Source organism: Alphaproteobacteria bacterium (assembly GCA_017308135.1).
In the GTDB taxonomy this organism is placed as follows: Bacteria; Pseudomonadota; Alphaproteobacteria; order CACIAM-22H2; family CACIAM-22H2; genus Tagaea.
Window position 1 is genome coordinate 62,282 of the sequence record JAFKFM010000014.1, and the last position, 23,694, is coordinate 85,975.

Here is a 23,694-nt window from a genome sequence, read left to right on the forward strand (position 1 = left end):
CATGGCAAAGTATCTCAAGCGCAGCCGCGATGCCGCCCAGCGCGCCGAGGACGATTCAAAGGTCCGTTCGGCTGTTGAATCGATCCTCAAAGATATCGAAACGCGCGGCGATGATGCTGTTCGCGAGTTGTCGGTCAAGTTCGACCAGTGGGATCGGAAAGACTACCGGCTGACTGATGCCGAAATTAAGGACTGCGTCAGTCAGTTATCCCAGCGGAATATAGATGACATCAAGTTCGCGCAGGAGCAGGTGCGTAACTTCGCCCAGCATCAGCGCAATGCGATGAAGGACGTCGAGGTCGAGACGCTGCCGGGCGTTGTGCTCGGTCACAAGAACATTCCGGTCAATTCGGTCGGTTGCTATGTGCCGGGTGGCAAGTATCCGCTTCTGGCCTCGGCGCATATGTCGGTGATCACTGCGAAGGTCGCTGGCGTTTCGCGGATCATCACCTGCGCGCCGCCATTTCAGGGCAAGCCGGCTCCGGCCATCGTCGCCGCCCAGCATCTCGCCGGCGCTGACGTCATCTATTGTCTCGGCGGCATTCAGGCGGTCGGCGCAATGGCGATCGGAACGGCATCGATCGCGCCGGTGGATATGCTGGTCGGGCCGGGCAATGCGTTCGTTGCGGAAGCCAAGCGCCAGCTTTATGGGCGCGTTGGTATCGACTTGTTCGCAGGTCCCACTGAAACACTGGTCATTGCGGATGATACCGTGGATGGCGAAATGTGCGCGACCGACCTGCTCGGGCAGGCTGAACACGGGCCGAATTCTCCGGCCATTCTTCTCACGAATTCCGAAAAGCTTGCGCGCGAAGCCGTCGCGGAGATCGAGCGTCTTCTCAAAATTCTTCCCACCGGTGCGATCGCGGCGAAGGCCTGGGAAGACTACGGCGAGGTGATTCTCTGCGATTCCGAAGAGGAAATGGTGAAGGAAGCAGACCGCATTGCATCCGAGCATGTCCAGGTGATGACTCGCGATCCGGATTACTTCCTCAAGAACATGACCAACTATGGCGCGCTGTTCCTCGGGCCACGCACCAATGTGGCCTTTGGCGACAAGGTGATCGGCACCAACCATACGCTGCCTACGAACAAAGCTGCGCGTTACACCGGAGGATTGTGGGTCGGCAAGTTCCTCAAGACCGTGACCTATCAGCGCGTTCTGACCGACAAGGCTTCTGCCATGATCGGCGAATACTGCTCGCGCCTTTGCATGCTGGAAGGTTTCGCGGGCCATGCCGAACAGGCCAACGTTCGTGTGCGTCGTTACGGCGGGCGCAACGTCCCTTATGCGAGCGCGGCGGAATGAGCGACCTATCGCTGCCAACAACGCCGTCTCTCCGATTGGAGGGGCGGCGCGCTTTGGTCACCGGAGCGGGGCGGGGCATTGGTCTGGCTGCGGCAACCGCATTGGCCGAAGCAGGAGCGCATGTGACCTTGTGCGCACGCACCGCAAGCGAGATCGATGAAGCTGCAGCAGCATTACGCGAGAAGAATTTTTCGGCTGACGCATTGGCGCTCGATGTGACCGATCTCGCGGCGTTTCGCGCAGCGGTCGAGGCACAGGATCCGTTCCACATCTTTGTCAACAATGCCGGGACCAATCGGCCCAATCCGTTTATCGATGTTCCGGTCGAAGATTTCGACGCTGTCATGAATCTGAACGTGAGGGCTGCCTATTTTGCGGCTCAGTCTGTTGCGCGCCGGATGATTGCTGGCAGGGTTCACGGCTCGATCATCAATATGTCATCCCAGATGGGTCATGTCGGCGGCGCCAACCGCTCGCTCTACTGTGCTTCCAAATGGGCGATGGAGGGCTTCTCGAAGGCAATGGCGCTTGATCTTGCCGCACAGGGCATCCGGGTCAATACGCTGTGCCCGACCTTCATCGAAACGCCGATGACGAAGCCGTTCTTTGAGAATGCTGCGTTCAAGGAGAGCGTATTGTCGAAGATCAAGCTCGGCAGACTTGGCAAGGTCGAGGACCTGATGGGCGCCATCGTCTTCCTGGCCAGTGACGCCTCGTCGCTGATGACGGGCTCGTCCTTGATGATGGATGGAGGCTGGACAGCTGACTAGCAGGGCGGTTCGTTTCCGCGGGGTTGGGTGCGGTTGTGATTTCACGTGTGTTGCAGCACGCATTTCGCGGCTTGTAATTGATTTTTCGATCTTTTTTTGAATGAGTGCGGCCTGACGGCCGATACCGATCATTGAGCGCGGGACCCCGCGTTCAATGCTTCTGCCTTGCCAAAACACTCGGACCGTTGGCTGGTAGCCCTTGCTTTGGCTTTCAATCTTTGACGATACAGGCCTTGCCGGTATGAGTTCCGAGCATGTCTGTCGGTCATGTGCCATCATTTATATCGCTTTACGATATAATTATTGCGTTGCCTCGGGCATCTGCCTAATCACTGCGCCGGGTCGCGCCCTTTCGCGTTATTTCTTGAAAGTTCACTATGAATCGCTCTCCTTCCACGCACGTTTCGCCGCCTCTTGGCGATTTTTCGACCGATCGACGCGTTCTTCTGCTGGTTTTGATGGCTGCTTTTGTTGGCACCGGCGGCGCCGTCGCGGCCTGGGTGCTGCTGCACCTGATCTCCCTGACAACCAATCTGGTGTGGTTCCAGAAGCTCACCGCGGCAAACATTCCGTTGTCAGGCATCAAGCCGGGCGCGTGGATGGTGATAGCTCCGGTCCTGGGCGGATTGGTCATTGGGCTGATGGCTCGCTTTGGTTCGGAGAAGATTCGTGGTCACGGCATCCCGGAGGCGATCGAGGCTATCCTGATTGGAGGAAGCCGAATGCAACCCAAGGTCGCGATTCTGAAGCCGGTGTCGTCGGCGATCTCGATCGGGTCCGGCGGGCCATTCGGCGCAGAGGGGCCGATCATCATGACCGGTGGCGCAATCGGCTCACTTTTTGCGCAGTGTTTCAGCATGAGCGCCGCAGAACGCAAGACGCTCCTTGTCGCGGGCGCCACCGCGGGTATGACCGCCATCTTCGGCACGCCGATTGCGGCCGTATTGCTGGCCGTCGAACTGCTGCTCTTCGAATTGAAGCCGCGTAGCCTTATTCCAGTGATTACGGCTTGTGCGGTTTCCTCAGCTTGGCGCCCCTTTATGATAGGCTCCGGAGCTTTGTTTCCGTTCGCCGGTCATCTCGATTTGCCATGGTGGGGCCTGTTTGTCAGTATGGGCGTCGGCATTGTCGCGGGACTGCAATCCGGCCTGCTGACTGGCCTTTTGTACAAGGCAGAAGATCTGTTCGCAGAGGTTCCCGTCCATTGGATGTGGTGGCCAGCAATTGGCGGCCTGTTCGTCGGATTGGGAGGACTGATCGAGCCAAGGGCTCTGGGTGTCGGCTATGACATCATCAGCGACCTGCTGAGCAGCCGCACCACAGCGAATGAAGTCGTTGCGATCCTGATCGTCAAATCGGCCATCTGGCTCATTGCGCTTGCGTCCGGTACCTCCGGCGGTGTGCTGGCGCCTTTGCTGATTTTCGGCGGCTGTGCGGGATGGCTCGAAGGCCAGGTGCTGCCCGGAGACACCGGCGCCTGGGCATTGGTCGGCATGGCCGCAATGATGGGTGGCACGATGCGCTCGCCGCTCACCGGCATTCTGTTCGCCGCGGAACTGACAGGAAACTTCTCGTTGCTCGGTCCGTTGTTGATCGCCACGGCATCTGCTTACGCCGTGACCGTTCTGCTGCTTAAACGCTCAATTCTCACCGAGAAAATCGCACGCCGCGGTCAGCATGTCGTGCGTGAATACAGCATCGACCCGTTCGAATTGCTGCGTGTCTCCGAGGTCATGGTGAAAGACGTCGATACGTTGCCGGCGAGTATGCGCATCGACGAGGCCATAGCCTTCTTTTCCGGTGAGGAACGGCGGCACAAGTCCTATCCGATCCTCGACAGTGATGGAGGCGTTGTCGGTCTTGTCGGCAGGTCTGACGTGCTGCAGTGGCGATCCGAGCAGCCCCATGGTGAGGAAACGTTGTTCGATCGAGCCTCGGATCGGTCGCTGACCATTGGTTATCCGGATGAGCCTGTCTCTCATTTGGCAGATCGCATGGTTGCGGATGAGATCGGGCGTGTGCCGGTTCTCGACCGACAAACGTCGAGGCTTGTGGGTCTCGTATCGCGCAAAGACTTGTTGCGTATCCGTGCGACTGCAAAATCGGCAGAGGCTCAGCGGGTTTCTTATCTGACACGAAGGCCGGCCGATTCAAATGTTGGCTTGGTGATTCGCAATGAGGATATCAGCACTTGAACTTGAAACTCCGCTTGCGGGGTCTTGTATCGCCGCAAGCTCTTTCGTTCACTCAGCGCGGACGGAACGGTTTCAGTATTTTCATAAGGGTCGGGCCCACGGCGCCGAGCTCCGCCGTGTGAATTTTTGACAGTTTCCGCAACCGCAGTTCGCCTTCTCTCGTGAGTTTGATCAGGGCACGTCGGGCGTCAGTGTCGTCCACGACTCTGCTTAGAAGTCCAAGCTTGGTCATCCGATCCACAAGCTCGACAGCCGTGTGGTGCTTGATAAACAGCAGTTTTGCCAGTTCCCCGATCGAAACGGGAATCTTGCTGGAGAAGCCTTTGATGGTCAGAAGCGCCTGATGCTGCTGGGGAGTCAGCCCGGCCTTGGCCGCGGCGGCGTCGCTGAATGCCAAAAATTTCCGCAGCTCAAAACGGAAGCTGGCCAATGACTCGTAATCCATGGTTTCGGCCCGGGTCCTGTTGCCGGAGAGGCTCGAAGAAGTCTGGGCTTTGCGTTTCAGCTTTGGCTTTGACGGAGGCATGTATTTTCCCGAATAGCCGATAAACAGCCGAGGAGGCCATCGCACCGGTTCTCGGCGCGACATGGCTCCGATATCACCGGAATCCAGAGCCCATGACGGCTAGTCACGTATGTATATCTAAATATAAAACCTGTACGAAACGACCTGACCGACAGGGTTTATTCGCAGGCAGAACTGATCAAGCTCAGAAGAATGATCTGGAATGTAAGCGGAATTTTCGTGCTTCGACGGCGTATGGATCGTTCCAGTGCCTCGGTGACTTCAATTGTCGAAAGCGCTCCTGCTGCAAATTTCTGCTCGAGATCCTTCCACATGGTCGAAAGCGATTTGCCTGCGTGCCGGATGGGCTGAATCGTCACCCCTTGGGAAGCGGCCCATTTGACGATTTCGTCCGCGGTATGAGGGCCGCAATTGCGCGCGGTGGAAAGCCGCTTCATTGTGAGATTTTCGAGCAGCGAGTTGGTGGGAATCCATTTTCCCTTGGGGGGAATCTCTCCCGTGAGCTCCGGTGCAAGCAGCTTCAGCACATTGAGTGCGCGACTGCTCAGCGAATTCATAGGCGCGGGAGCAGAAGATGTCGTCACACCGCCAACGCTGATCAACCGGGGTTTCTTCTCAGCGGCTTTCGCAAGTGTCACAGCACCGGATGCTGTTGTCTCCGACAATGAAGCGGATTGATGCGCGGCAGCGCGTTTAAGCTTTGTGCTCATATGCGTCCCATGGCGTCTTGAGGATTCATTGCGGCGCAATATCCTTAGATACATCGTACTATGAGCGTATCGTAATGCGATAGTTCATACGACGAAAGTGACATTGACGCCTCGTTTCTCGTGAGGCGATATGGCCGCCGCATACACAAAGCTGGTTCGCGATCGGGCGGAACAGCATCACTTGAACGAATCGCAGGAGTTTACGCCGCAGAACGATGAGTTTTTGCGATAGCGGACTTTCGTTCCGCATTTGGCGACCGACAACGTCGCACATCACACAACAAAATATCTCGGGAGGATAAACGTGATGAAGAAAGATATTCAGGGTTTTGCGGTTTCGCGCCGCGCATTGTTGCAGACCGCTGCAGGATTGGCCGGTGGTGCGATCCTGCCAGCAGGAATGGTGGTTCCTGCGCTCGCCGAAGATCACCCGGCGCTTGGAACCTATCCTGCCGGATCGTCGGGATCGTCGGTTTTTGTTGGCATTTCCGTTCCACGCACCGGCACTTATGCCGCGCAGGGCGAGGATTTGATCAAAGGCTATGAGCTCGCGATCGATCATCTCAATGCTGGCCATGAGTTGATGACCAAGATTTCGCCCAACATCAAGAAGGGCGTGCTCGGCAAGCAGGTCAAGCATGGCATCGCGGACAGCGAAGCCAAGCCAAATACTGCGGTGCAAAACTTCTCCAAGTTCATCAGTCAGGACAAGGCGGTTGTGATTACCGGATCGGTATCGAGCGCCGAAGCGGTTGCGATGAACAAGACCGCGGATCGCGAGAAGGTCATCTATCTGCCCGGCATCTCGGGCTCCAACGATACCACGGGCAAGGACTGCGTGCGCTATTCCTTCCGCGAATGCTTTTACGCGGAAACAGCTGCCCGGGCGATCGTGCCGGTGCTGATCAAGAATCTCGGCAAGAACAAGAAGGTCGCGTTCCTGACGCCGGATTACACCTATGGTCATACGGTGCGTGAATCGGTCGAAAATCACATGAAAGAGGGTGGCTGGACGACGGTAACCAACCAGATCTCGCCGCTCGGCACGACGGACTTCTCATCCTATCTGCTGAACGTCGCCAACAGCGGCGCCGATGTCGTCGTTAATATCAATTTCGGCCGCGACGCCGTGCTGTCGACAAAGCAGGCGCAGCAATTCGGCATTCTCAGCAAGATGACACTCACCTTGCCGTACAACACACCGTTCCTTGCCAAGGAAGTCGGTGCGGAAAACATGCAGGGTGTGATTGCTGCCACCGATTACTGGTGGACGATGGAAGACAAGTATCCGCTCGCAAAACTGTTTAACGAGGCCTTCCGCGCGAAGCACAAGAGCAATCCGGAATGGGGTGCATGCTGCGGCTATCTGCAGCTTGCGATGTGGGCGGATGCGGTCGAGCGCGCCAAATCGTTCTATCCGCCGGATGTGATCAAGGCTTACGAGGCCGGCGCGAAGGTTCAGTCGATGGTCGGCGAAGTTCAGTTCCGCGCAGCCGATCATCAGCTGATCCGGCCGGTGGTCATTACACGCGGCAAGAAGCCGGGCAGCATGAAGAATCCGGAAGATTTCTACGAAGTGCTCGACATCGTGGAAGGCGGGCCGTTGATGCAGGCACCCGATGCTTTCGGTTGCAAGCTCGGCAGTTACACCTGATCTCGCGTCATCATTCTGCTTTCCGTGCGCGAGGCTTCTGGTGGTCAACTGGGCTAATCTTGTTTCACAGATGTTCAACGGCCTGGTGCTGGGGGCGCTTCTGGCGCTCATCAGCTCCGGCCTGACCATCATTTACGGCACGCTGGGCGTGCTCAACCTCGCGCACGGAGCGATGTTCATGGTCGGCGGCTACGCCGGCTATGTCGGCTATAGCTACACCGAATCCTTCGTCGCCGCTGTGCTCTGCGGTTCGCTGTTCGTATTGCTGGCTGGCGTCGTTATGGAGCGGGTTATCATCCGCCATTTCTACAGCCGCCCGGACGAAGACCAGATCCTGGTGACGTTCGGTCTCGGCATTTGTTTCGTGGAAATCATCCGCTTCTTCTTTGGAAGCCTGTCGCGCTCCATGCCTTCGCCGCCATGGGCGTCTGGCATCACGTCGCTTGGTTTCATGTTTTATCCGACCTATCGCCTCGCGGTGGTGGGCATCGTCGCGGTGGCGCTTCTGGCGCTGTATCTCGTTCTCTACCGCACGAGGCTTGGAATGATTGTTCGTGCGGGCATCGAAGACTCGGTCATGGTCGATTCTCTGGGCATCAATGTGTACCGGATTTTTATGATCGTCTTCGGCATCGGGGCGATGGCGGCCGGCTTTGCCGGCATCGTAAACCTGCCTGTAGCTCCCATTACGCCGGATATTGGTGACGCCATTCTGGTGCAGACGTTTGTGGTCATCGTGATCGGTGGCGTCGGATCGTTCCCCGGTGCCGTGCTGGGAGGCCTGATCGCAGGCGAAATTCTCAGCATCACCTCGATGATCAACCCCGGCTATTCCTACGCAATGCTGTTCATCGTGATGACGATCGTGCTGGTTGCGCGGCCGCACGGGTTACTTGGATCGCAAGGGCGGAACTGAATGATGTCAACACCGTCCTCAAAGCCTGGTTCGTCCGGGCCATCAATCTGGGTGCGCATGCGCTGGCTCCCCGACGTCATCACCCTGGCTGTTCTTGTCGCCGCACCATTCATTCTGCCGCGCTTCGGCTTCGTGCCGGATACCATGAGCCGTATTCTGGTGCTCGGTCTGTTCGGTATCGGGTTCGATCTGTTGTTTGGCTACACCGGCCTGCTGTCGTTCGGACAGTCGGCGTTTTTTGGTACGGGCGGTTTTGTCGCTGCATACTTGCTGACGCGCATGGGCTTCCCGAGCGTTGTGGCCGCTCTCGTGATCGGAATGCTGGTTGCGGCGGTCGTCGGCTATATTGTCGGTCTGATCGCGTTGCGCCGTACCGGAATTTACTTTGCGATGATCACGGTTGCGATCGCCGAGGTGTTCTTCTTCGTCGAGAACTCGCCGTTGGCGGCGTTCACCGGCGGTGAAAACGGCCTTCCGGGTGTGCCGGCCCCCATCTTCAATTTTGGATTTAAGAGTATCGCTATTGGCAGCGGTTGGACCATGTATGGTTTTCTGGCCGCATGTTACCTGATTGGGATCGTCATCGCGCGGCGTATCGTGCATTCGCCCGTCGGGCACATTCTCGTGGCGATCCGCGATAATCCGCTGCGGGCCGCTGCCCTTGGTCACAACGTTCATGGCTATAAGCTGCTCGTCTTCGTGATTGCTGCGGCCTATGCGGGATTGGCCGGGGGTCTGCTCGGCGTCATGCAGGGCTATATGCCGCCGGATGCCTTCACGTTCGACACGTCCGGTCAGCTCGTGATGCAGACGGTGATCGGCGGCCTCGGCACATTGTTCGGCCCGCTGGTGGGCGCCGCGGTCTGGCTTTATCTTCGAGACTTCCTGCAGGACACGGTCGGTCTTGGCGCCTCGTGGAAATTGGCGCTCGGTGTTATTTTCGTGCTGCTCGTCTGCTTCCTGCGCCGCGGCATTATCGGCGGTCTCAAGGATCTCATCGATCTTTCTTTCGGGCGGAAGACAGTCGTCGCTGAACCGGATGAGGCCGCTTCTGGTTTGACGGCAGAGCAGGAGCAGAAGGCCGCTAAAGCGGAAGTCATTGCGGAGGCGGCCGTAGCTCCGATGCCGCCCCGGCATCGTGCACTGGATGGCTATAGCGGCCCTATTTTGCAGGCGACCGGGATTAGCAAGCGCTATGGCGGGCTGATGGCGAACAGCGATATCGATTTCACTGTTCAGCACGGGGAGTTACGTGGCGTGATCGGCCCGAACGGCGCTGGGAAGTCGACCTTCTTCAAGATGCTGACATGCGAGATTCCGCCCACATCCGGCAAGATCATCTTTGAAGGCCACGACATTACCGGCAAGAACGTCACCGATGTTTGCCAGCTCGGTCTGACCAAGAGTTATCAGGTCAACCAGCTTTTCTCCCGCCTGACTGTGCGTGAGAATGTAACGATTGCGGTGCTTGCTGAGCTACGTGGGAAATTCCGGCTGGATGTGTTGCGCAACGCCGAGACCTTTCCGGGCGTCAGCGATCAGGTGAATCACACCCTGGCGATGGTTAATCTGACGGCGCGGGCGGATGCTCTGGTTTCCTCACTGGCTTATGGCGAGAAGAGGCGGCTTGAAATCGGTCTGGCGCTGGCGAATTCGCCAAGCCTGCTGTTGCTTGATGAGCCTCTCGCAGGCATGAGTCCGCGCGAGCGGATCGAGACGGTCAAGCTTCTGAAATCCATCAGTCAGGGACGGACCATGATCATTATCGATCATGACATGGATGCACTGTTCGAACTGGCTGGCCGTATTACGGTTTTGCAGGAAGGTCGCGTGCTGGTCGAAGGCACACCGGAGGAAATCAAGAGCAATCCCAAGGTGCAGGAAGCCTATCTCGGTGGAGTGCTCGAATCATGAGTTTGCTCGAGGTCAATGGCCTGAATTCATACTACGGCGACTCGCATATTCTCTTTGATGTCTCTTTGCGCGTGGAGCGCAACGAGGTGGTGGCGCTGCTCGGCCGCAATGGTGCAGGCAAGAGTACGACCCTAAAGAGCCTGATGGGAGTCATCACTCCGCGCTCGGGCTCGGTCGTGTTCGATGGCGTGGATATTGCCGGCAAGAAAAGCCATTCGATTGCCCAGGCCGGTATGCAACTGGTTCATGAAGATCGCCGGATCTTCGGCAGTCTGAATGTTGAGGAAAATATCATCCTTGCCGGGCTGACTGCATCGGGCCGCTGGCCGCTGGACCGCATCTACGAAATGTTTCCGCGCCTCAAGGAGCGCCGTACCAGCCGCGGGACGGATTTGTCGGGCGGCGAGCAGCAGATGCTGGCCATCGCGCGGGCTCTGGTGCGGGATCCGAAGATCGTCCTGCTGGACGAGCCGTTCGAAGGCTTGGCGCCGGTGATCGTCCGCGATCTGATGACGGCATGCCGTAATCTGGCAGCTGCGGGCCAAACGATCGTGCTGGTGGAGCAGAATTTGGCTGCGACCCTGGCTCTCGCGCAGCGCGTCTATATCATCAACAACGGCCATATTGCCCATGAGGGGCCAGCGCAGGAGATCAAGGCGCGTCCTGAGATTCTCCAGCGCTATCTGGGCGTCTGACGGTTTTGATGGAGAGCAGGGAAAGATCCCTGCGGCATCATTCTAGTCAGCCAGTGCCGCAATGAGCGTGGCGGCATGCTGCTCCAGCACGCCGGGATCTGCCTTCACGGTCTGGGCCGGAAGAAGCTCAATTCCTTCCTTCATCGGCATGATGTGCATGTGAAGGTGAAGGACCACCTGGCCGCTGGCCGGCTCGCTGAACTGTTGAATGATGACGCCGTCCGCGCCGAAAGCTTTCACGGCGGCAACAGCGATTTTCTTTGTGGTGCGGGCCACCTCGGTGAAATCATCGACCGAAATATCCAGAAGGCCACGAACAGGGGCTTTGGGGATCACAAGCGTATGTCCGGGTGACCGGGGCATGATGTCCAGAAACGCGAAAGTATGGTCGTTCTCGTAAACTTTGTAGGATGGGATCTCGCCACGAAGAACCTTGGCAAAGACGTTTTGCGTATCGTAGGCGGTCATCGTGGTCCTATCCGTAAAGAGCGTGTCCCGCTGAAGGAGGTGGTTTCATCAATCATCACACAGAACATCACAATTCGTCCACTCAAGTCTTTCTGTGAGCTGTGCCGTATTATGACCGATGTGTTGTTCGCTGGATGACGCAAACAACGATGAAAGATATCTGACTTAATTGATCAGAATTTGGCGGCGCGTGTTCGTTTTGGTCGCTGGCTTTCGCGGGGGCTTATGCTCTGTTGACTGGCGATGCGGTGGATGATCGTGAGAGCGTTGTCGATTACCCTGTCATCGCGATCGATCGGAAATACGACATAGGCCGGCATAAAGAATTCGGGCGCTCCCGCGACGATATGAAGTTCCTTGGCCGCGATATGATTTGCAACGATGCGTGCCGGGAAATAGCCGGATCCTCCGTTCTTGATGATGTGTTGCATTCCAAGCCAGCCGACATTGGCGCTCAGCGCGGAGCCGCCGAAGCTTGGGAAGCTGGCGCTGTGACGTGCATAGAATTCCGGTCCCCAGTCGACATAGACGTAGCCGGCTTGCGGTGTGGGCGGGCTGCTCGGCTCCGTTGAGACCATCACCAGGCGGTCCTCGAAGAGTTGTTGTATCTGCAGGCCCGGGCGGATTTGCGGAGTATACATTACGCCGATATCCAGCCGCCCCTCGATCAGTCCCTGCATGATCTCAGGCTCGAGACCGCTTTCGATGCGGATGGAGATGGTGGGGTTGCTCCGGTGCATATCAGGCAGCCATCGCAGCAGGAATTCTTCCCACAGTCCGATGCGCCCGCCGATCGTGAGCGTTCCAGTGAAGCCAGCCGGCAGTCCGATGTCGTGTCGTGCGAGTTCAAGAGTGCGAACGAGAGTAGAGGCATGGCGTTGAAACTGACGTCCTGCCTGAGTCAGCATGGTGCCAGCCTTGTTGCGGACGAACAGGGTGCATCCCAGTTGCTCTTCGAGAGATTGGATTCGAGCGCTGACCGTGGATTGGCTGACATGGAGCTGTTCTGCGGCGCTGACGAAGTTTCCGGATGCGACAACAGTCAGAAACGTGCGCGCTAGTTCGGTGTCCATCACGTGGCTCCAATAATATCGGATATATGAATATCAGTGCTTATACTATCGGCGTACCAAATTCATTTTGATGCATTTCGAGATAAATAAGCACGTAATATCAATATTGTAGCCGATAAATTCGATATAATCGATTTATGTCGCCAATATTTCTCGTTTGTCAAAACTATTCACCTCCCTCCATCTTTTAAATCGTTCTGATCGATATCCGGATTCTCTGAAGCGGCTTCACATGATGATGCCGCGTCGGAAGAAACGGATGCTGGTCGGTACCCAAGCAATAACGCGTGCCGCTCCATGCTTCGGGAAGCAGGCATGTAACGGGAGGGACCGCTTTGCACGCCTTTACGGACATGTCGCGTCGTGTGGCGAATGGGCTTCGGACTGAGCCATGAGCGGTCCAGCCAACAAACTGCAGTGAACTGATCGCCGGAAATAAACGTGAAGGTTACGCGGACCAACAACCGCGCAAACGGGCAATGACCCATCGGGAGGAGACATAATGGCTGTGATGATGGATACCTCGGAGACCTACGCCAAGGCGTGGATTCCATTTCTCGACAGGGAAAGGACGGTTGCAAAGCCGGGCTATAGCCGCTGGATGATTCCGCCTGCGGCGCTCTGCGTGCATCTGTGCATCGGTCAGGCCTACGCGTTCAGCGTGTTCAACCTGCCCATGACCAAATTGCTTGGCATCACTCAGTCCGCACCGGAAGACTGGAAGCTGACCGAGCTCGGATGGATATTCTCCATTGCGATGCTGTTCCTTGGAATTTCGTCCGCAGTGTTTGGGCGCTGGGTCGAAGAGGGGGGACCGCGCAAGGCGATGTTTACCGCCGCCATCTGCTGGGCGAGCGGCTTCCTGATTTCCGCACTTGGCATCAAGACCCATACGCTGTGGCTGATCTATCTCGGCTATGGGGTGATTGGCGGTTGCGCGCTCGGGATTGGTTACATCTCACCGGTATCGACACTGATGAAGTGGTTCCCCGATCGTCCCGGAATGGCGACGGGCATGGCGATCATGGGCTTCGGCGGTGGCGCACTGATCGCGTCGCCGCTGTCGGTCTGGCTGATGAGCAAATTCCAGACAGCGACGGATGTCGGCGTGTTCAACACGTTCATCGTGCTTGGCTGTGTCTATTTCTGCTTCATGATGTTCGGCGCGGCGATCGTTCGTGTTCCTGCTCCCGGCTGGAAGCCAAAGGGCTACACGCCGTCCGCAGACACCGGCAAGAAGATGGTCACGAAGAACGACGTATTCGTGTACGACGCCGTCAAGACTCCGCAGTTCTGGCTTGTCTGGACTGTTCTGTTCGTCAATACGACGGCCGGTATCGGCGTGCTAGGTCAGGCTTCCGCCATGAGCCAGGAAATGTTCCCGGGTCACATCACCGCAATCGCTGCGGCGGGTCTCGTCGGCTTGATGAGTCTGTTCAACATGGGCGGCCGGTTCTCATGGGCCTCGCTGTCCGACTATATCGGACGCAAAAATACGTACTTCGTGTATATGTGCCTCGGCTTTGTGATGTACATCACGGTGCCTTACGCGGGTGGCAGCGGAAATGTCGTGCTGTTCGTGTGCTGCTTCTTGATCATCGTCTCGATGTACGGCGGTGGCTTCTCCACCGTGCCCGCGTATCTGCGCGATCTTTTCGGCACACGTTACGTCGGCGCTATCCACGGCATCCTGCTGACAGCGTGGTCAGCGGCGGGTGTCGCCGGTCCCGTGCTGATCAATTACATCCGTGAATACAACGTGACGCACGGCGTACCGAAGGCGCAGGCCTATAACACCACCATGTACATCATGGCCGGTCTATTCATTGTCGGATTCATCTGCAATTTGGCGATCCGCGCAGTGGATTCGAAGTGGCACATGAAAAAGCCGGGCGAAGTCGATGCGGGTGCAGCCGATGCTGTGCCCAGCCGCGCTTGAAACGTGATGTCCATGTCGAGGCCGATTGCGTTGGGCCTCGGCATGGACCATCAATTGAAATCAAAAACTTGCTCGAGCAAGAGGAGTGATAAATGGAGCATGTTGAGACCAATACGAGCACTTTGCGTCTCATTCTGGCCTGGAGCATTGCAGGCATCCCGCTTCTCGCGGGCGTAACTCAAACGCTCATCAATGCCATGAAGCTGTTTCAATAGGCCGGTTTCACGACGAAGGCTGCGCTCTGGGCCTTCCATGTCTTGGCTCGATCAAACTGGAGTTATGAGCCAGTACGATTGCATAAGGATGCCGGCCCGTGGGCCGGCATCTTGCTTTCCGATGACTTCTCAGCCGAAGGCTCAGCGCGCAGTCGGCATCGCGAATTCCGGACCATTCTCGGTGCTTTCCGGCCATCGCTGCATGATCGATTTCTGTCGGGTGTAGAAGCGAACGCCTTCGGTGCCATAGGCATGGGTGTCGCCGAACAGGCTGCGCTTCCATCCGCCGAACCCATGCCAGGCCATCGGCACCGGGATCGGGACGTTGATGCCGACCATTCCGACCTTAATGCGGCGCCCGAATTCGCGCGCGATATTGCCGTCGCGCGTATAGCAGGACACGCCGTTTCCGAATTCGTGATCGTTGACGAGTTGCACAGCTTCCGCGAAATCCTTGGCCCGGACGCACGACAGAACGGGGCCGAAGATTTCCTCTTTGTAGATGCGCATGTCGCGCGTGACATTGTCGAACAGTGTACCGCCGGTAAAATAGCCATTCTCATGGCCCGCGACCTTGAGGTTGCGGCCGTCGACGACCAGCGTGGCGCCTTCCTTGACGCCAAGATCGATGTAACCTTCGACGCGTTCGAGCGCTTCGCGTGTCACGATCGGGCCCATTTCGGCATCCGGATCCATGCCATTCTTGATTCTGAGCGCCTTGGCGCGCTCTGCGAGCAAGGGCACGATCCTGTCGCCGACATCGCCGACCAGGACCGCGACGCTGATCGCCATGCAGCGTTCACCAGCCGATCCATAGCCTGCGCCGATCAGCGCATCGACAGCCTGATTGAGGTCCGCGTCCGGCATGACCACCAGATGGTTCTTGGCTCCGCCGAGCGCCTGAACGCGTTTGCCATGCGCCGAACACTGCTGATGGACATAATGTGCGATCGGCGTCGACCCGACGAAGGAGACCGCGGCGACGTCGGGATGCTGGATCAAGGCGTCGACAACATCCCTGCCGCCCTGAACGACGTTGAAGACGCCGTCGGGCAATCCGGCCTCGCGCAACAGTTCGGCCATAAAGATTGATGGGGAGGGATCGCGCTCGCTTGGCTTCAGGATGAAGGTGTTGCCGGCCGCGATCGCGACCGGGAACATCCAGCACGGCACCATGACGGGAAAATTGAACGGGGTTATGCCGGCCACCACGCCGAGAGGCTGGCGCATGGTCCAGTTATCGATGCCGGTGCTGACTTGGTCGGTATGATCGCCTTTCAGAAGATGCGGGATACCGCATGCGAATTCGATGATGTCGATGCCGCGCGCAACTTCGCCGCGGGCATCCGAAAAGACCTTGCCGTGTTCCGCGGTGATCATCGCAGCCAGCGTGTCGGTGTGCTCATTCATCAATTGCAGGAACTTGTTCAGCACGCGGGCGCGGCGGATCGGCGGCATGTCCGCCCATGCCGGAAATGCGCGGTTCGCGCTTTCAACGGCGGCCTGAACCTCAGCGGGAGTGGCGAGGGCGAGCTGGCGGGACACCGCGCCGGTGGCGGGGTTGTAAATCGGCTGGCGCTTGCCGTCGGCGGTGGCAGTTCGCTTGCCGTGAATATAGTGGCCGACGTCGTCTTTCGCTGTGAACGGTGCGGTGGTCATTGTCAGTCTCCCGGAAATGTTTATCGGGAGCAGGATTAAGACGCCTTCGACGGGAGAAACAGGCGCATAAGTTGGACTTACTGTTCAGAATAGTGAACAATAGACGTATGAAGACTAAGAAAATCGATGGCCTCTGGTCGCACGTTCACTGGCTCGGCATCCTGGCCGAGATGGGAAGTTTTACGGCGGCCGCAGAGCGCCTCGGGGTCAGCAAGGCCGCGGTCAGCCTGCGCATCAACGAACTGGAGCATTCGGCGGGCGTGCCGCTGGTCCGTCGAACCACGCGAACGGTGCGGCTGACGGAAGCCGGGCAGTTTCTCGTTGACGCGACGCGGTCGTCCTTCGCGGATATCGAGCGGCATTTCTCCGAGGTGAAGGATCTCGCGGGCGAGCCCCAGGGGTTGCTACGAATCACAGCGCCGGTCGCGCTGGGGCGGCAGCGGATCGTTCCATTGATCCCGGAGTTCATTCGGCTGCACGGGAGCGTGCGTGTCGAGCTTGAACTGTCGGATCATCTGGTTTCGCTTGCGAAGGAGGGATTCGATCTCGCCATTCGCCATGTGGCCACAGTGCCGGACACGCATGTCGCGTGGCGGTTGTGTGCGACCACATCGATGCTGGTGGCCTCACGAAGCTATCTACGGCGCCGGGGCGCTCCAGAAGCCCCCGAGGATCTCATGCGTCACGACTGCATCCATTATCTGCGTGGAAGCACGACACCGACCTGGGCATTCGAGCGCGGGAAGGGCAAGGACGGCCGAGTCAATGTCGAAATTTCCGGGCCTTTCGCGGCCAACAATAGCGAAGCGTTACGCGAGGCCGCGCTTTCCGGCCTCGGCATCGCGCTGCTTCCCGACTTCAGTGCCGCGGATGATATCGCGGCGGGACGGCTGGTTCCGGTGCTGGACGATTGGCGCCCGGTGGGTGCCTTCGGCGATCAGTTGTTTGCGATCCGGCCTTATGCATCCCATGTTCCACGCGCCGTTCGCGCATTCGTTGAATTCCTGCGCAAGAAACTGAAGACGGGATTTACCGCTGCTGCATCTGCCCGCTGATAATATTAGCGATAATCATCCTGCCTGCATTTACAGGCAGACATAGCTCATCGTTTAACTGCGCTAATCCATTACGCAGCTTTGCGGCCGTGGTGACTATGGAGACGCAGCGATAGCTCGCGGCGGATGTCGTTGAAATCCGAAGCAACAACATCGCGCGGACGAGGCAGCGAAATCTCCATCTCGCTATCGATGCGGCCGGGGCCGGGCGACATGACCACGATGCGATCCGCCAGAAAGATCGCTTCTTCGATCGAATGGGTCACGAAGAGTACCGTTAATCCTGTGCGCTGCCAGATATCGAGCAGTTCATCCTGCAGGCGGTCGCGTGTCATCGCATCCAGCGCGCCGAACGGCTCGTCCATCAGCACCACTTCGGCATCGTTCGCCAGCACGCGGGCGATCGCGACGCGCTGCTTCATGCCGCCGGAGAGCTGGTGCGGATAGGCATCGGCGAATTTTTGCAATCCCACAAGCGAAATAAACCGCTCGACTGTGTCTCGTACCTCTGCAGTGCTGCGTCCGCGCGATTTCGGTCCGAACGCAATATTCCCGCGCACTGTCAGCCATGGAAACAGGCCATAGTCCTGAAACACCATCCCTCGCTGCGGGCCGGGACCAGGAATCGGTACATCCCACATCAGCGCATCGCCTCTGGTCGGGGTCTCGAAACCGGCGACGATACGCAGCAGAGTCGATTTTCCGCAACCCGAGGCGCCGATCAAGCAAACGAACTCGCCTTTGTTGATGCGCAGATTGGCGTCACGGAGCGCGTCGATCCGCTGGCCCTGCATTTCAAACTGCTTGCTGACATTGCGAATATCAATAATCGGGATCGGAGCTTTAGACAAAATTTGGACTCCATCGCAGAAGAGATTTACCAAGCCACATCACCATGCGGTCGGACAGGAATCCGGCCACGCCGATAATGATCATTCCGGAAATGATGATCTCGGTGCGCGACAACTGGCGGGCTTCCATGATGATCGCGCCAAGACCTGTTTGAACACCGGTCATTTCGCCGACCACAATCACCACCCAAGCAAATCCAAGACCGAGGCGAAGGCCTGTGAAAATCGCCGGAAGACTTGCCGGCAAAACGACTCGAAAAAACTGCGCGGGTCCCTGGCAGCCGAGCATGCTCGCGGCTTCGAAAAGTCGCGGATCGACGGAGCGGACGCCGAATATCGTGTTCACCAGAATGGGATAGAACGCGCCAAGGCACACCAGAAAGAATGCCGAGCGCGGGCCAAGCCCGAACATGATCATCGACAGCGGCAGCCATGCCGTCACCGGAACGGGCCTCATGATCTGCAAAGTTGGATCGAGCAGACTGCGGATAAGCGGAATTCGCCCGATCATCAGCCCGAGCGGCACTGCAGCAATCGCGGCGATGGCGAAGCCGCCATAGACTCGGCTGACAGATGCCAGGAGGTGAGTCATCAACGACTGGCTGTAGGCATCGTCGTTGATCCCGCCAAAGGCGAGATCGTAAAGTGACAGTGCAACGTCGGTGGGCGAAGGAATCAGGCTGTATTTCCGACCGTAAGTCAGAAGATGCCAGATGATCAGCATTGCAATAGGGAACAGGATTGCGAGGACTAGGCCTCGCAATTTTGTCCAGATCGGCGCGATCCGTGATGGCGATCGCTCCACCTCGGTTCGCGACGGCGTAATATTGGACACGGTGTCGAGCGACGAACTCAAGCCTGCTTCTCCATCTTCTTGACAAAGCTGGTGTCGAAGAATGTTGCGAAGTCGGGCAGTCGCTTGATCTGTTTCAGGGAAAGCATGTGTTCCGCATAGGTCTCGGACTGAGCGACTTCCTTGTCGCCGAACTTCCAGGTCAGCTCGACATTCGGGACGGATTTATCGATGGCCTCGCGCTTCTGGCCGAGCTTTGCCGTTGCCATCGCGGCCATCTCACCCGGGTTCTTCATCGCGAACTCCGAAGCTTTACGATGGATGTCGAGAATGACGGTGGTGATCTTCGGATTGCTTGAAAGCGTATCGCGATGGGCGCCAAACACCATATTCAGTGAGCCCATAGCCGTGCTGTAGGGATATTCGACGATTTTGCCGATCCCGCTCGCGAGGCTGACACCGGGGCCGGGTTCCGCGCCGACATAGGCGTCGACGTCGCCGCGCGCCAGCGCGAGATGCATTTCGCTGAACGATACACGGATCGGCGTGATGTCTTTGATCGACAGGCCTTCCATCCGCAATCGTTCGAGAATGAAGACCTCTTGCGTGGAGCCGGGCCAGATCGCGACTTTCTTGCCCTTCAGGTCCTTGATTGTGTTGATGCTAGAGTCATTTGCGCCTGCGACCACCGCCATGCCGCGATTGCAGGCACTGGCGATCACCGTGATCGGCTCGCCCGCTGCCGCGCCCAGCGTCGCGGCGGCGATGCCGAACATGCCGAAATCGACGCTCTTGGTCACAACGGCATTTTTGCCTTCAGTCGGACTCTCGAACGGGATGACGTCGACGCGATATCCGGCGGGCGTGAATTTGTCGTAGAAATAAGGCGCGATCGAATGGATCAGCTTGAGCGCGCCCATCTTGATAACGACAGGTTCTTCAGCACGAAGAATCGAAGGGGCCGCGATGGTTGCGATACCTGCGCCAATCAGAAAATCACGACGACGAATCATGCTCGGTGCTCCTTGCTGGATAGAAATCAGTTGGTTCGCCGCTTGAGATGGCGGCAGTCAGATACTGACGAAGCAAGAGCGATGCCAAGATCATCACCGTCTCAAGCTCCTGCTGATGCGACATAGGGCCGCCACCCACCAAATTCGGAAATGTCGCGCGCTCCATTGATCGCTGCGGCTTCGACGAGAAAGCCTTTTTCGATGCGTCCGTCGGCAAGGCGAACTGTTCCGATGCTCATCGGCGGCGGCACAGTGGCGACGAAGCGCCCGAATGCCTCGAAGCTCAGCGACCAGATTTCAGCTTCAATCGAGGTACCTTCGTTGTCGCTGACGCGAAGCAAACCCGGCTTGTTAACGGTGCCGGGAAGAGCAAACAGACGATAATCCGGAGAGGTGATACAACGCTCCATCAAGTTCGCGCCCAAAATGCGCAACTCGTTGTTGAGAGGCATGCCGGACATGTGCGCGCCAACGACCACAAGCGCGACTTTGTCGGGATGCGACGCGTTGAGACCAAGATTCGTGTTTGCCTGACGTTTGATCCCCAGCGCTCCGAGCGGCAAATCGGCCTGTCGATGCAACCTGTCAGCAAACCCGGCGATCGTCGCGTCTTGCCTGGCCGGCGCCAGCAGCGTCACCCCGAAAGGCGTTCCATTTGCCGCGATGCGATTGGGTACGGCGATGGCGGCCAGATCGAGCAGATTGGCGAAGTTGGTGTAGGTGCCGAGATTGCTGTTGAGGGCGATGGGATCGGCGTCGAGCTGCGCGACCGTGTAGACAGCCGGTACGGTCGGCACCATCAGCATGTCGATGGTCTTCAGGATGCCGATAGCCTGCGTGCGCAATTCTGCGAGCCGATAGAATGCACGGAACGTATCGACGGCAGATGGGGTCTTTCCCGCCATGATGATATTGCGGGTGATTGGATGAATATCGGGGAGATGAGCTTCAATAAAAGCGCCGACCGCCGCGTAGCGTTCGGCGATCCAAGGCCCTTCGTAGAGAAGACGCGCTGTTTCCAGAAACGGGGTGAAATCGACCTCGATCACCTCTGCATTCAACTGGGCAAGATTTTCAATCGCAGACGAAAATGAAGCTTCGGCTTGAGCATCTCCGAAGAAATGGAGATCCTGCAGCCGCGGGACGCCAATTTTGACGTGAGGATTTGACGGAAGCAGCTCACCCGGCGGAATGGATCGCGAGAACGGATCCGATGGATCATGAGCGGCCATGACTTGCAGTGCGGCAAAGGCATCGTCGACAGTGAGCGCGAAGACGGACACGCAATCGAGCGAGCGACAGGCCGGGACGACGCCTGTGGTCGAGAGCATCCCGCGCGATGGCTTGAGGCCAACGATATTGTTCAGTCCGGCGGGGATGCGGCCTGAACCGGCAGTATCAGTGCCGAGAGCCAGCGGCACCAGGCCTGCTGCCACGGCGACGGCGGAGCCGGAGCTTGAGCCGCCGGGCACGAGGTCCGGATTCAGGGGATTGCGCGGAATGCCGTAAGGCGAGCGCGTACCGACGAGGCCGGTGGCGAATTGATCGAGATTTGTCTTCCCGACAATAATCGCGCCGGCTTTGCGCAACCCTCCGACAACAGTCGCATCATGCTGCGGCATATAGGTGAAGGAAGGGCAGGCCGCCGTGGTGGGCAGACCCGCGACGTCGATATTGTCCTTGATCGCAACAGGAATGCCGTAAAGCGGATAATCCTCAGGGTTCTTCGCGCCTAGTGCCCGCGCTTCGGCAAGCAGATCCGCTTCGTCACGCAACGATATGAAGATAGCCGCATCGCCATGCGCGCGGATACGGGTGATCGTCCGCGCGATCGTCTGCTCGGGCGTAACGGTCCGTGCACGATGCGATGCAAGGATCGAGGCGACAGTTTCGGGCACTTGTTATTCCTGCATCGGTTGCGCGAAATGCGCGTCTCCATGCAAGGATCATGCAATGAGTGTTCCAGTTTTCCGACGTGCGGATTGTGTGAGATCTTTAAGCAATGACGAATGATGCAATCAGATAGCAGCTTAGATAAAGGCGTTGATGCCTTGCCATGATTAAGCCAGTCGCGTCGCACGTATTGACGCAAACCATCAGATCGCGGTTAAGCGTATGATTTCGCCCGCGGAACCAGCTTGGTACTGGAATTTGTTCGGTTGCACATAACGTAAGCAGTTCAGCGCATCGGAAATGAGCATCTGCTTCAGCCCATGTCGCCTGACCAAATGGAACGGCTGAGCATGCCCCTCCGAATCGATCCGAGAAGGCGGGTGAAACGGGACAGTCGCCACTTGACGCCTTCTCACTTGGCATTATAGCTTTGCATCAAAGTTAATTGAGTGGCCGCCATGCCGGTGAGCATTGCAGGAATTGGGGAGCATCATGATCAAGAACGGCGAACAGCATATTGCCAGCCTGCGTGACGGCCGCGAGGTTTACCTCGATGGTGAACTGGTCAAGGACGTTACCACCCATCCAGCCTATCGCGGAGCAGTCGCTTCAATCGGACGTATGTTCGACTTCCAGAGCGCGCCGGAAAATCGCGATCTCATGACGTTCGAGACTGAGACCGGAACCCGCGCCAACCGGATATGGGAATTGCCGGGCAGCTACGACGCGCTGGTCAAGCGCCGTAAGGGCCTTGAGGCATGGACCGAACTTCATGCGGGATTCATGGGCCGCGCGCCGGACCATGTCGCATCCTGCATCGCGGGAATGTTCATGGGGCTCGATGTGTTCGAGGCTTATAATCCCGAACGTGCAAAGGCTCTTGCTGACTATTATCGCCATGCGCGCGACAACGATCTCTATCTGACTTACGTCATCATCAATCCGCAGGCTGACCGCTCCAAGAGTGCGGCCCAGCAGGCTGATCCGTTCCTGTCGGCGGGCGTTGTTTCGCGTGAGGCAGATGGTCTGATCATCCGCGGGGCCAAGATGCTGGCCACCGGCGGAATCATGGCCAACGAAGTTTTCGTCACCTGCATTCAACCGCTGCAGCCCGGCGACGAGAAGTACGCGGTGTCCTTCGCCATTCCGATGAATACCAAGGGTCTGAAGATCCTGTCGCGCAAATCCTATGAAGCCGGCGCGAATTCGGTATTCGATAGCCCGCTCTCCAGCCGCTTCGACGAAAACGACGCGGTGCTCTATTTCGATGACGTGAAGGTGCCGTGGGATCGCGTGTTCATCGATCAGGACATCGCGATGTGCCAGAAGCAGTTCCATGCGACGCCGGCGCATGTATATCAGAACTATCAGGCAATGATCCGGCTGACGGTCAAGCTGCGCTTTCTTACCGGTGTCGCGCATCGCACTGCCGAGATCAATGGCATCGTCGGCTTCCCGCAGGTTCGGGAAATGCTCGGTCAGCTTGCCGCCGAAGTCTCGATGGTGGAAGCTTTCGTGCTCGGCATGGAAGCCAAGGGCACGCAGCGCGGTCAATACTTCACGCCAGACCGGGCGCTCCTGTACGGAGCACAGGTGCTGACCCAGCAGCTCTATGCAAAGGTCATCAACACACTGCGCGAACTCGCCGGCGGCGGCATGATCATGCTGCCTTCCTCGGTGAAGGATTTCGCAAATCCCGAACTGGCGGCGTTGATCGGAAAGACTCAGCAGTCGCCGGCGGCGAATGCCGTCGACAAGGTGAAGTTCTACAAGCTTGCCTGGGATGCGGTGGGGTCCGAGTTTGCATCGCGGCATTCGCAATACGAAATGTTCTTTGCCGGCGCGACCTTCGTCACCAAGGGCCATGCGTTCCGCACCTTCGATTGGGCGCAGTCGACTGCATTGCTCGACAAGATGCTGTCCAGCTACGATCTGGCGGATGAACTCACAACCGGTGGAAAATCTCCGGCGTCCCGCGCGGTCGCTTGATCGGATAGACCGAAGGTCGGCCATTATCGCCGACACCCTTCACGATGGATTGCGCGC

General features: G+C 57.9%; 20 protein-coding genes. 10 read left to right on the forward strand and 10 right to left on the reverse strand.

Annotated features, from left to right (window positions below):
* The first annotated feature begins 1 nt into the window (after window position 1).
* The 3 genes from hisD (at window position 2) to J0H39_23870 (ending at window position 4,274) form a co-directional block, all read left to right on the forward strand.
* Window positions 2-1,309, forward strand: a complete 1,308-nt coding sequence (gene hisD / locus J0H39_23860; protein MBN9499795.1) for a histidinol dehydrogenase — start codon at window positions 2-4, stop codon at window positions 1,307-1,309.
* Window positions 1,306-2,079 carry an SDR family oxidoreductase gene (locus J0H39_23865; protein MBN9499796.1) on the forward strand — a complete coding sequence of 258 codons (774 nt, stop codon included), beginning with the start codon at window positions 1,306-1,308 and terminating at the stop codon, window positions 2,077-2,079. Before hisD ends, J0H39_23865 begins: the two co-directional genes overlap by 4 nt.
* Window positions 2,080-2,456: 377 nt before the next feature.
* Complete coding sequence (locus J0H39_23870) at window positions 2,457-4,274, forward strand: chloride channel protein (protein ID MBN9499797.1); 1,818 nt, start codon at window positions 2,457-2,459, stop codon at window positions 4,272-4,274.
* 52 nt (window positions 4,275-4,326) lie between these two features.
* On the opposite strand, the gene J0H39_23875 is transcribed toward J0H39_23870, so the two are convergent.
* Both J0H39_23875 and J0H39_23880 read right to left on the reverse strand, forming a co-directional pair.
* On the reverse strand, window positions 4,327-4,800 hold the full coding sequence (locus J0H39_23875) for a MarR family transcriptional regulator (GenBank protein ID MBN9499798.1): 474 nt from the start codon (window positions 4,798-4,800) through the stop codon (window positions 4,327-4,329).
* 158 nt (window positions 4,801-4,958) lie between these two features.
* Entirely contained in the window at window positions 4,959-5,510 is a 552-nt protein-coding gene (locus J0H39_23880; GenBank protein MBN9499799.1) for a hypothetical protein, read from the reverse strand.
* 307 nt (window positions 5,511-5,817) lie between these two features.
* Between J0H39_23880 and J0H39_23885 the strand changes: the two genes are divergently transcribed.
* From J0H39_23885 to J0H39_23900, 4 genes are read left to right on the forward strand one after another with little or no spacing between them, the layout of a single operon-like run.
* Window positions 5,818-7,164 carry a substrate-binding protein gene (locus J0H39_23885; GenBank protein ID MBN9499800.1) on the forward strand — a complete coding sequence of 449 codons (1,347 nt, stop codon included), beginning with the start codon at window positions 5,818-5,820 and terminating at the stop codon, window positions 7,162-7,164.
* Window positions 7,165-7,204: 40 nt separating this feature from the next.
* Window positions 7,205-8,080, forward strand: coding sequence for a branched-chain amino acid ABC transporter permease (locus tag J0H39_23890; GenBank protein MBN9499801.1), 876 nt, complete (start codon window positions 7,205-7,207; stop codon window positions 8,078-8,080).
* A gap of 3 nt (window positions 8,081-8,083) precedes the next feature.
* Window positions 8,084-9,994 carry a branched-chain amino acid ABC transporter ATP-binding protein/permease gene (locus J0H39_23895; protein MBN9499802.1) on the forward strand — a complete coding sequence of 637 codons (1,911 nt, stop codon included), beginning with the start codon at window positions 8,084-8,086 and terminating at the stop codon, window positions 9,992-9,994.
* On the forward strand, window positions 9,991-10,689 hold the full coding sequence (locus tag J0H39_23900; GenBank protein ID MBN9499803.1) for an ABC transporter ATP-binding protein: 699 nt from the start codon (window positions 9,991-9,993) through the stop codon (window positions 10,687-10,689). Before J0H39_23895 ends, J0H39_23900 begins: the two co-directional genes overlap by 4 nt.
* 42 nt (window positions 10,690-10,731) lie before the next feature.
* On the opposite strand, the gene J0H39_23905 is transcribed toward J0H39_23900, so the two are convergent.
* Together J0H39_23905 and J0H39_23910 are read right to left on the reverse strand one after the other, a co-directional pair.
* Window positions 10,732-11,157 carry an HIT family protein gene (locus J0H39_23905; protein MBN9499804.1) on the reverse strand — a complete coding sequence of 142 codons (426 nt, stop codon included), beginning with the start codon at window positions 11,155-11,157 and terminating at the stop codon, window positions 10,732-10,734.
* 173 nt (window positions 11,158-11,330) lie between these two features.
* Entirely contained in the window at window positions 11,331-12,230 is a 900-nt protein-coding gene (locus tag J0H39_23910; protein MBN9499805.1) for a LysR family transcriptional regulator, read from the reverse strand.
* Between the two features lie 502 nt (window positions 12,231-12,732).
* Between J0H39_23910 and J0H39_23915 the strand changes: the two genes are divergently transcribed.
* Window positions 12,733-14,169 (forward strand): OFA family MFS transporter, encoded by a 1,437-nt coding sequence (locus J0H39_23915; GenBank protein ID MBN9499806.1) that lies wholly within the window; start codon window positions 12,733-12,735, stop codon window positions 14,167-14,169.
* Window positions 14,170-14,219: 50 nt separating this feature from the next.
* Here J0H39_23915 and J0H39_23920 read toward each other — a convergent pair whose 3' ends face one another.
* A complete protein-coding gene (locus J0H39_23920; protein MBN9499807.1) occupies window positions 14,220-14,423 on the reverse strand; it encodes a hypothetical protein in 204 nt (67 codons plus the stop codon).
* A gap of 102 nt (window positions 14,424-14,525) precedes the next feature.
* A complete protein-coding gene (locus tag J0H39_23925) occupies window positions 14,526-16,043 on the reverse strand; it encodes a CoA-acylating methylmalonate-semialdehyde dehydrogenase (GenBank protein MBN9499808.1) in 1,518 nt (505 codons plus the stop codon).
* Window positions 16,044-16,150: 107 nt separating this feature from the next.
* On the opposite strand from J0H39_23925, the gene J0H39_23930 reads away from it, so the two are divergent.
* Window positions 16,151-17,098: a LysR family transcriptional regulator gene (locus J0H39_23930; GenBank protein ID MBN9499809.1), complete on the forward strand. Its 948-nt coding sequence runs from the start codon at window positions 16,151-16,153 to the stop codon at window positions 17,096-17,098.
* Between the two features lie 71 nt (window positions 17,099-17,169).
* On the opposite strand, the gene J0H39_23935 is transcribed toward J0H39_23930, so the two are convergent.
* The 4 genes from J0H39_23935 to atzF form a co-directional block, all read right to left on the reverse strand.
* On the reverse strand, window positions 17,170-17,949 hold the full coding sequence (locus J0H39_23935) for an ABC transporter ATP-binding protein (GenBank protein MBN9499810.1): 780 nt from the start codon (window positions 17,947-17,949) through the stop codon (window positions 17,170-17,172).
* Window positions 17,942-18,673 carry an ABC transporter permease gene (locus J0H39_23940; GenBank protein ID MBN9499811.1) on the reverse strand — a complete coding sequence of 244 codons (732 nt, stop codon included), beginning with the start codon at window positions 18,671-18,673 and terminating at the stop codon, window positions 17,942-17,944. Before J0H39_23940 ends, J0H39_23935 begins: the two co-directional genes overlap by 8 nt.
* Before the next feature lie 128 nt (window positions 18,674-18,801).
* The gene (locus J0H39_23945) at window positions 18,802-19,755 is read right to left on the reverse strand and encodes an NrtA/SsuA/CpmA family ABC transporter substrate-binding protein (protein ID MBN9499812.1); all 954 of its coding nucleotides are present in this window, start codon (window positions 19,753-19,755) and stop codon (window positions 18,802-18,804) included.
* Between the two features lie 101 nt (window positions 19,756-19,856).
* Window positions 19,857-21,653, reverse strand: coding sequence for an allophanate hydrolase (gene atzF / locus J0H39_23950; protein MBN9499813.1), 1,797 nt, complete (start codon window positions 21,651-21,653; stop codon window positions 19,857-19,859).
* 487 nt (window positions 21,654-22,140) lie between these two features.
* On the opposite strand from atzF, the gene J0H39_23955 reads away from it, so the two are divergent.
* On the forward strand, window positions 22,141-23,637 hold the full coding sequence (locus J0H39_23955; GenBank protein ID MBN9499814.1) for a 4-hydroxyphenylacetate 3-monooxygenase: 1,497 nt from the start codon (window positions 22,141-22,143) through the stop codon (window positions 23,635-23,637).
* Window positions 23,638-23,694 lie beyond the last annotated feature (57 nt).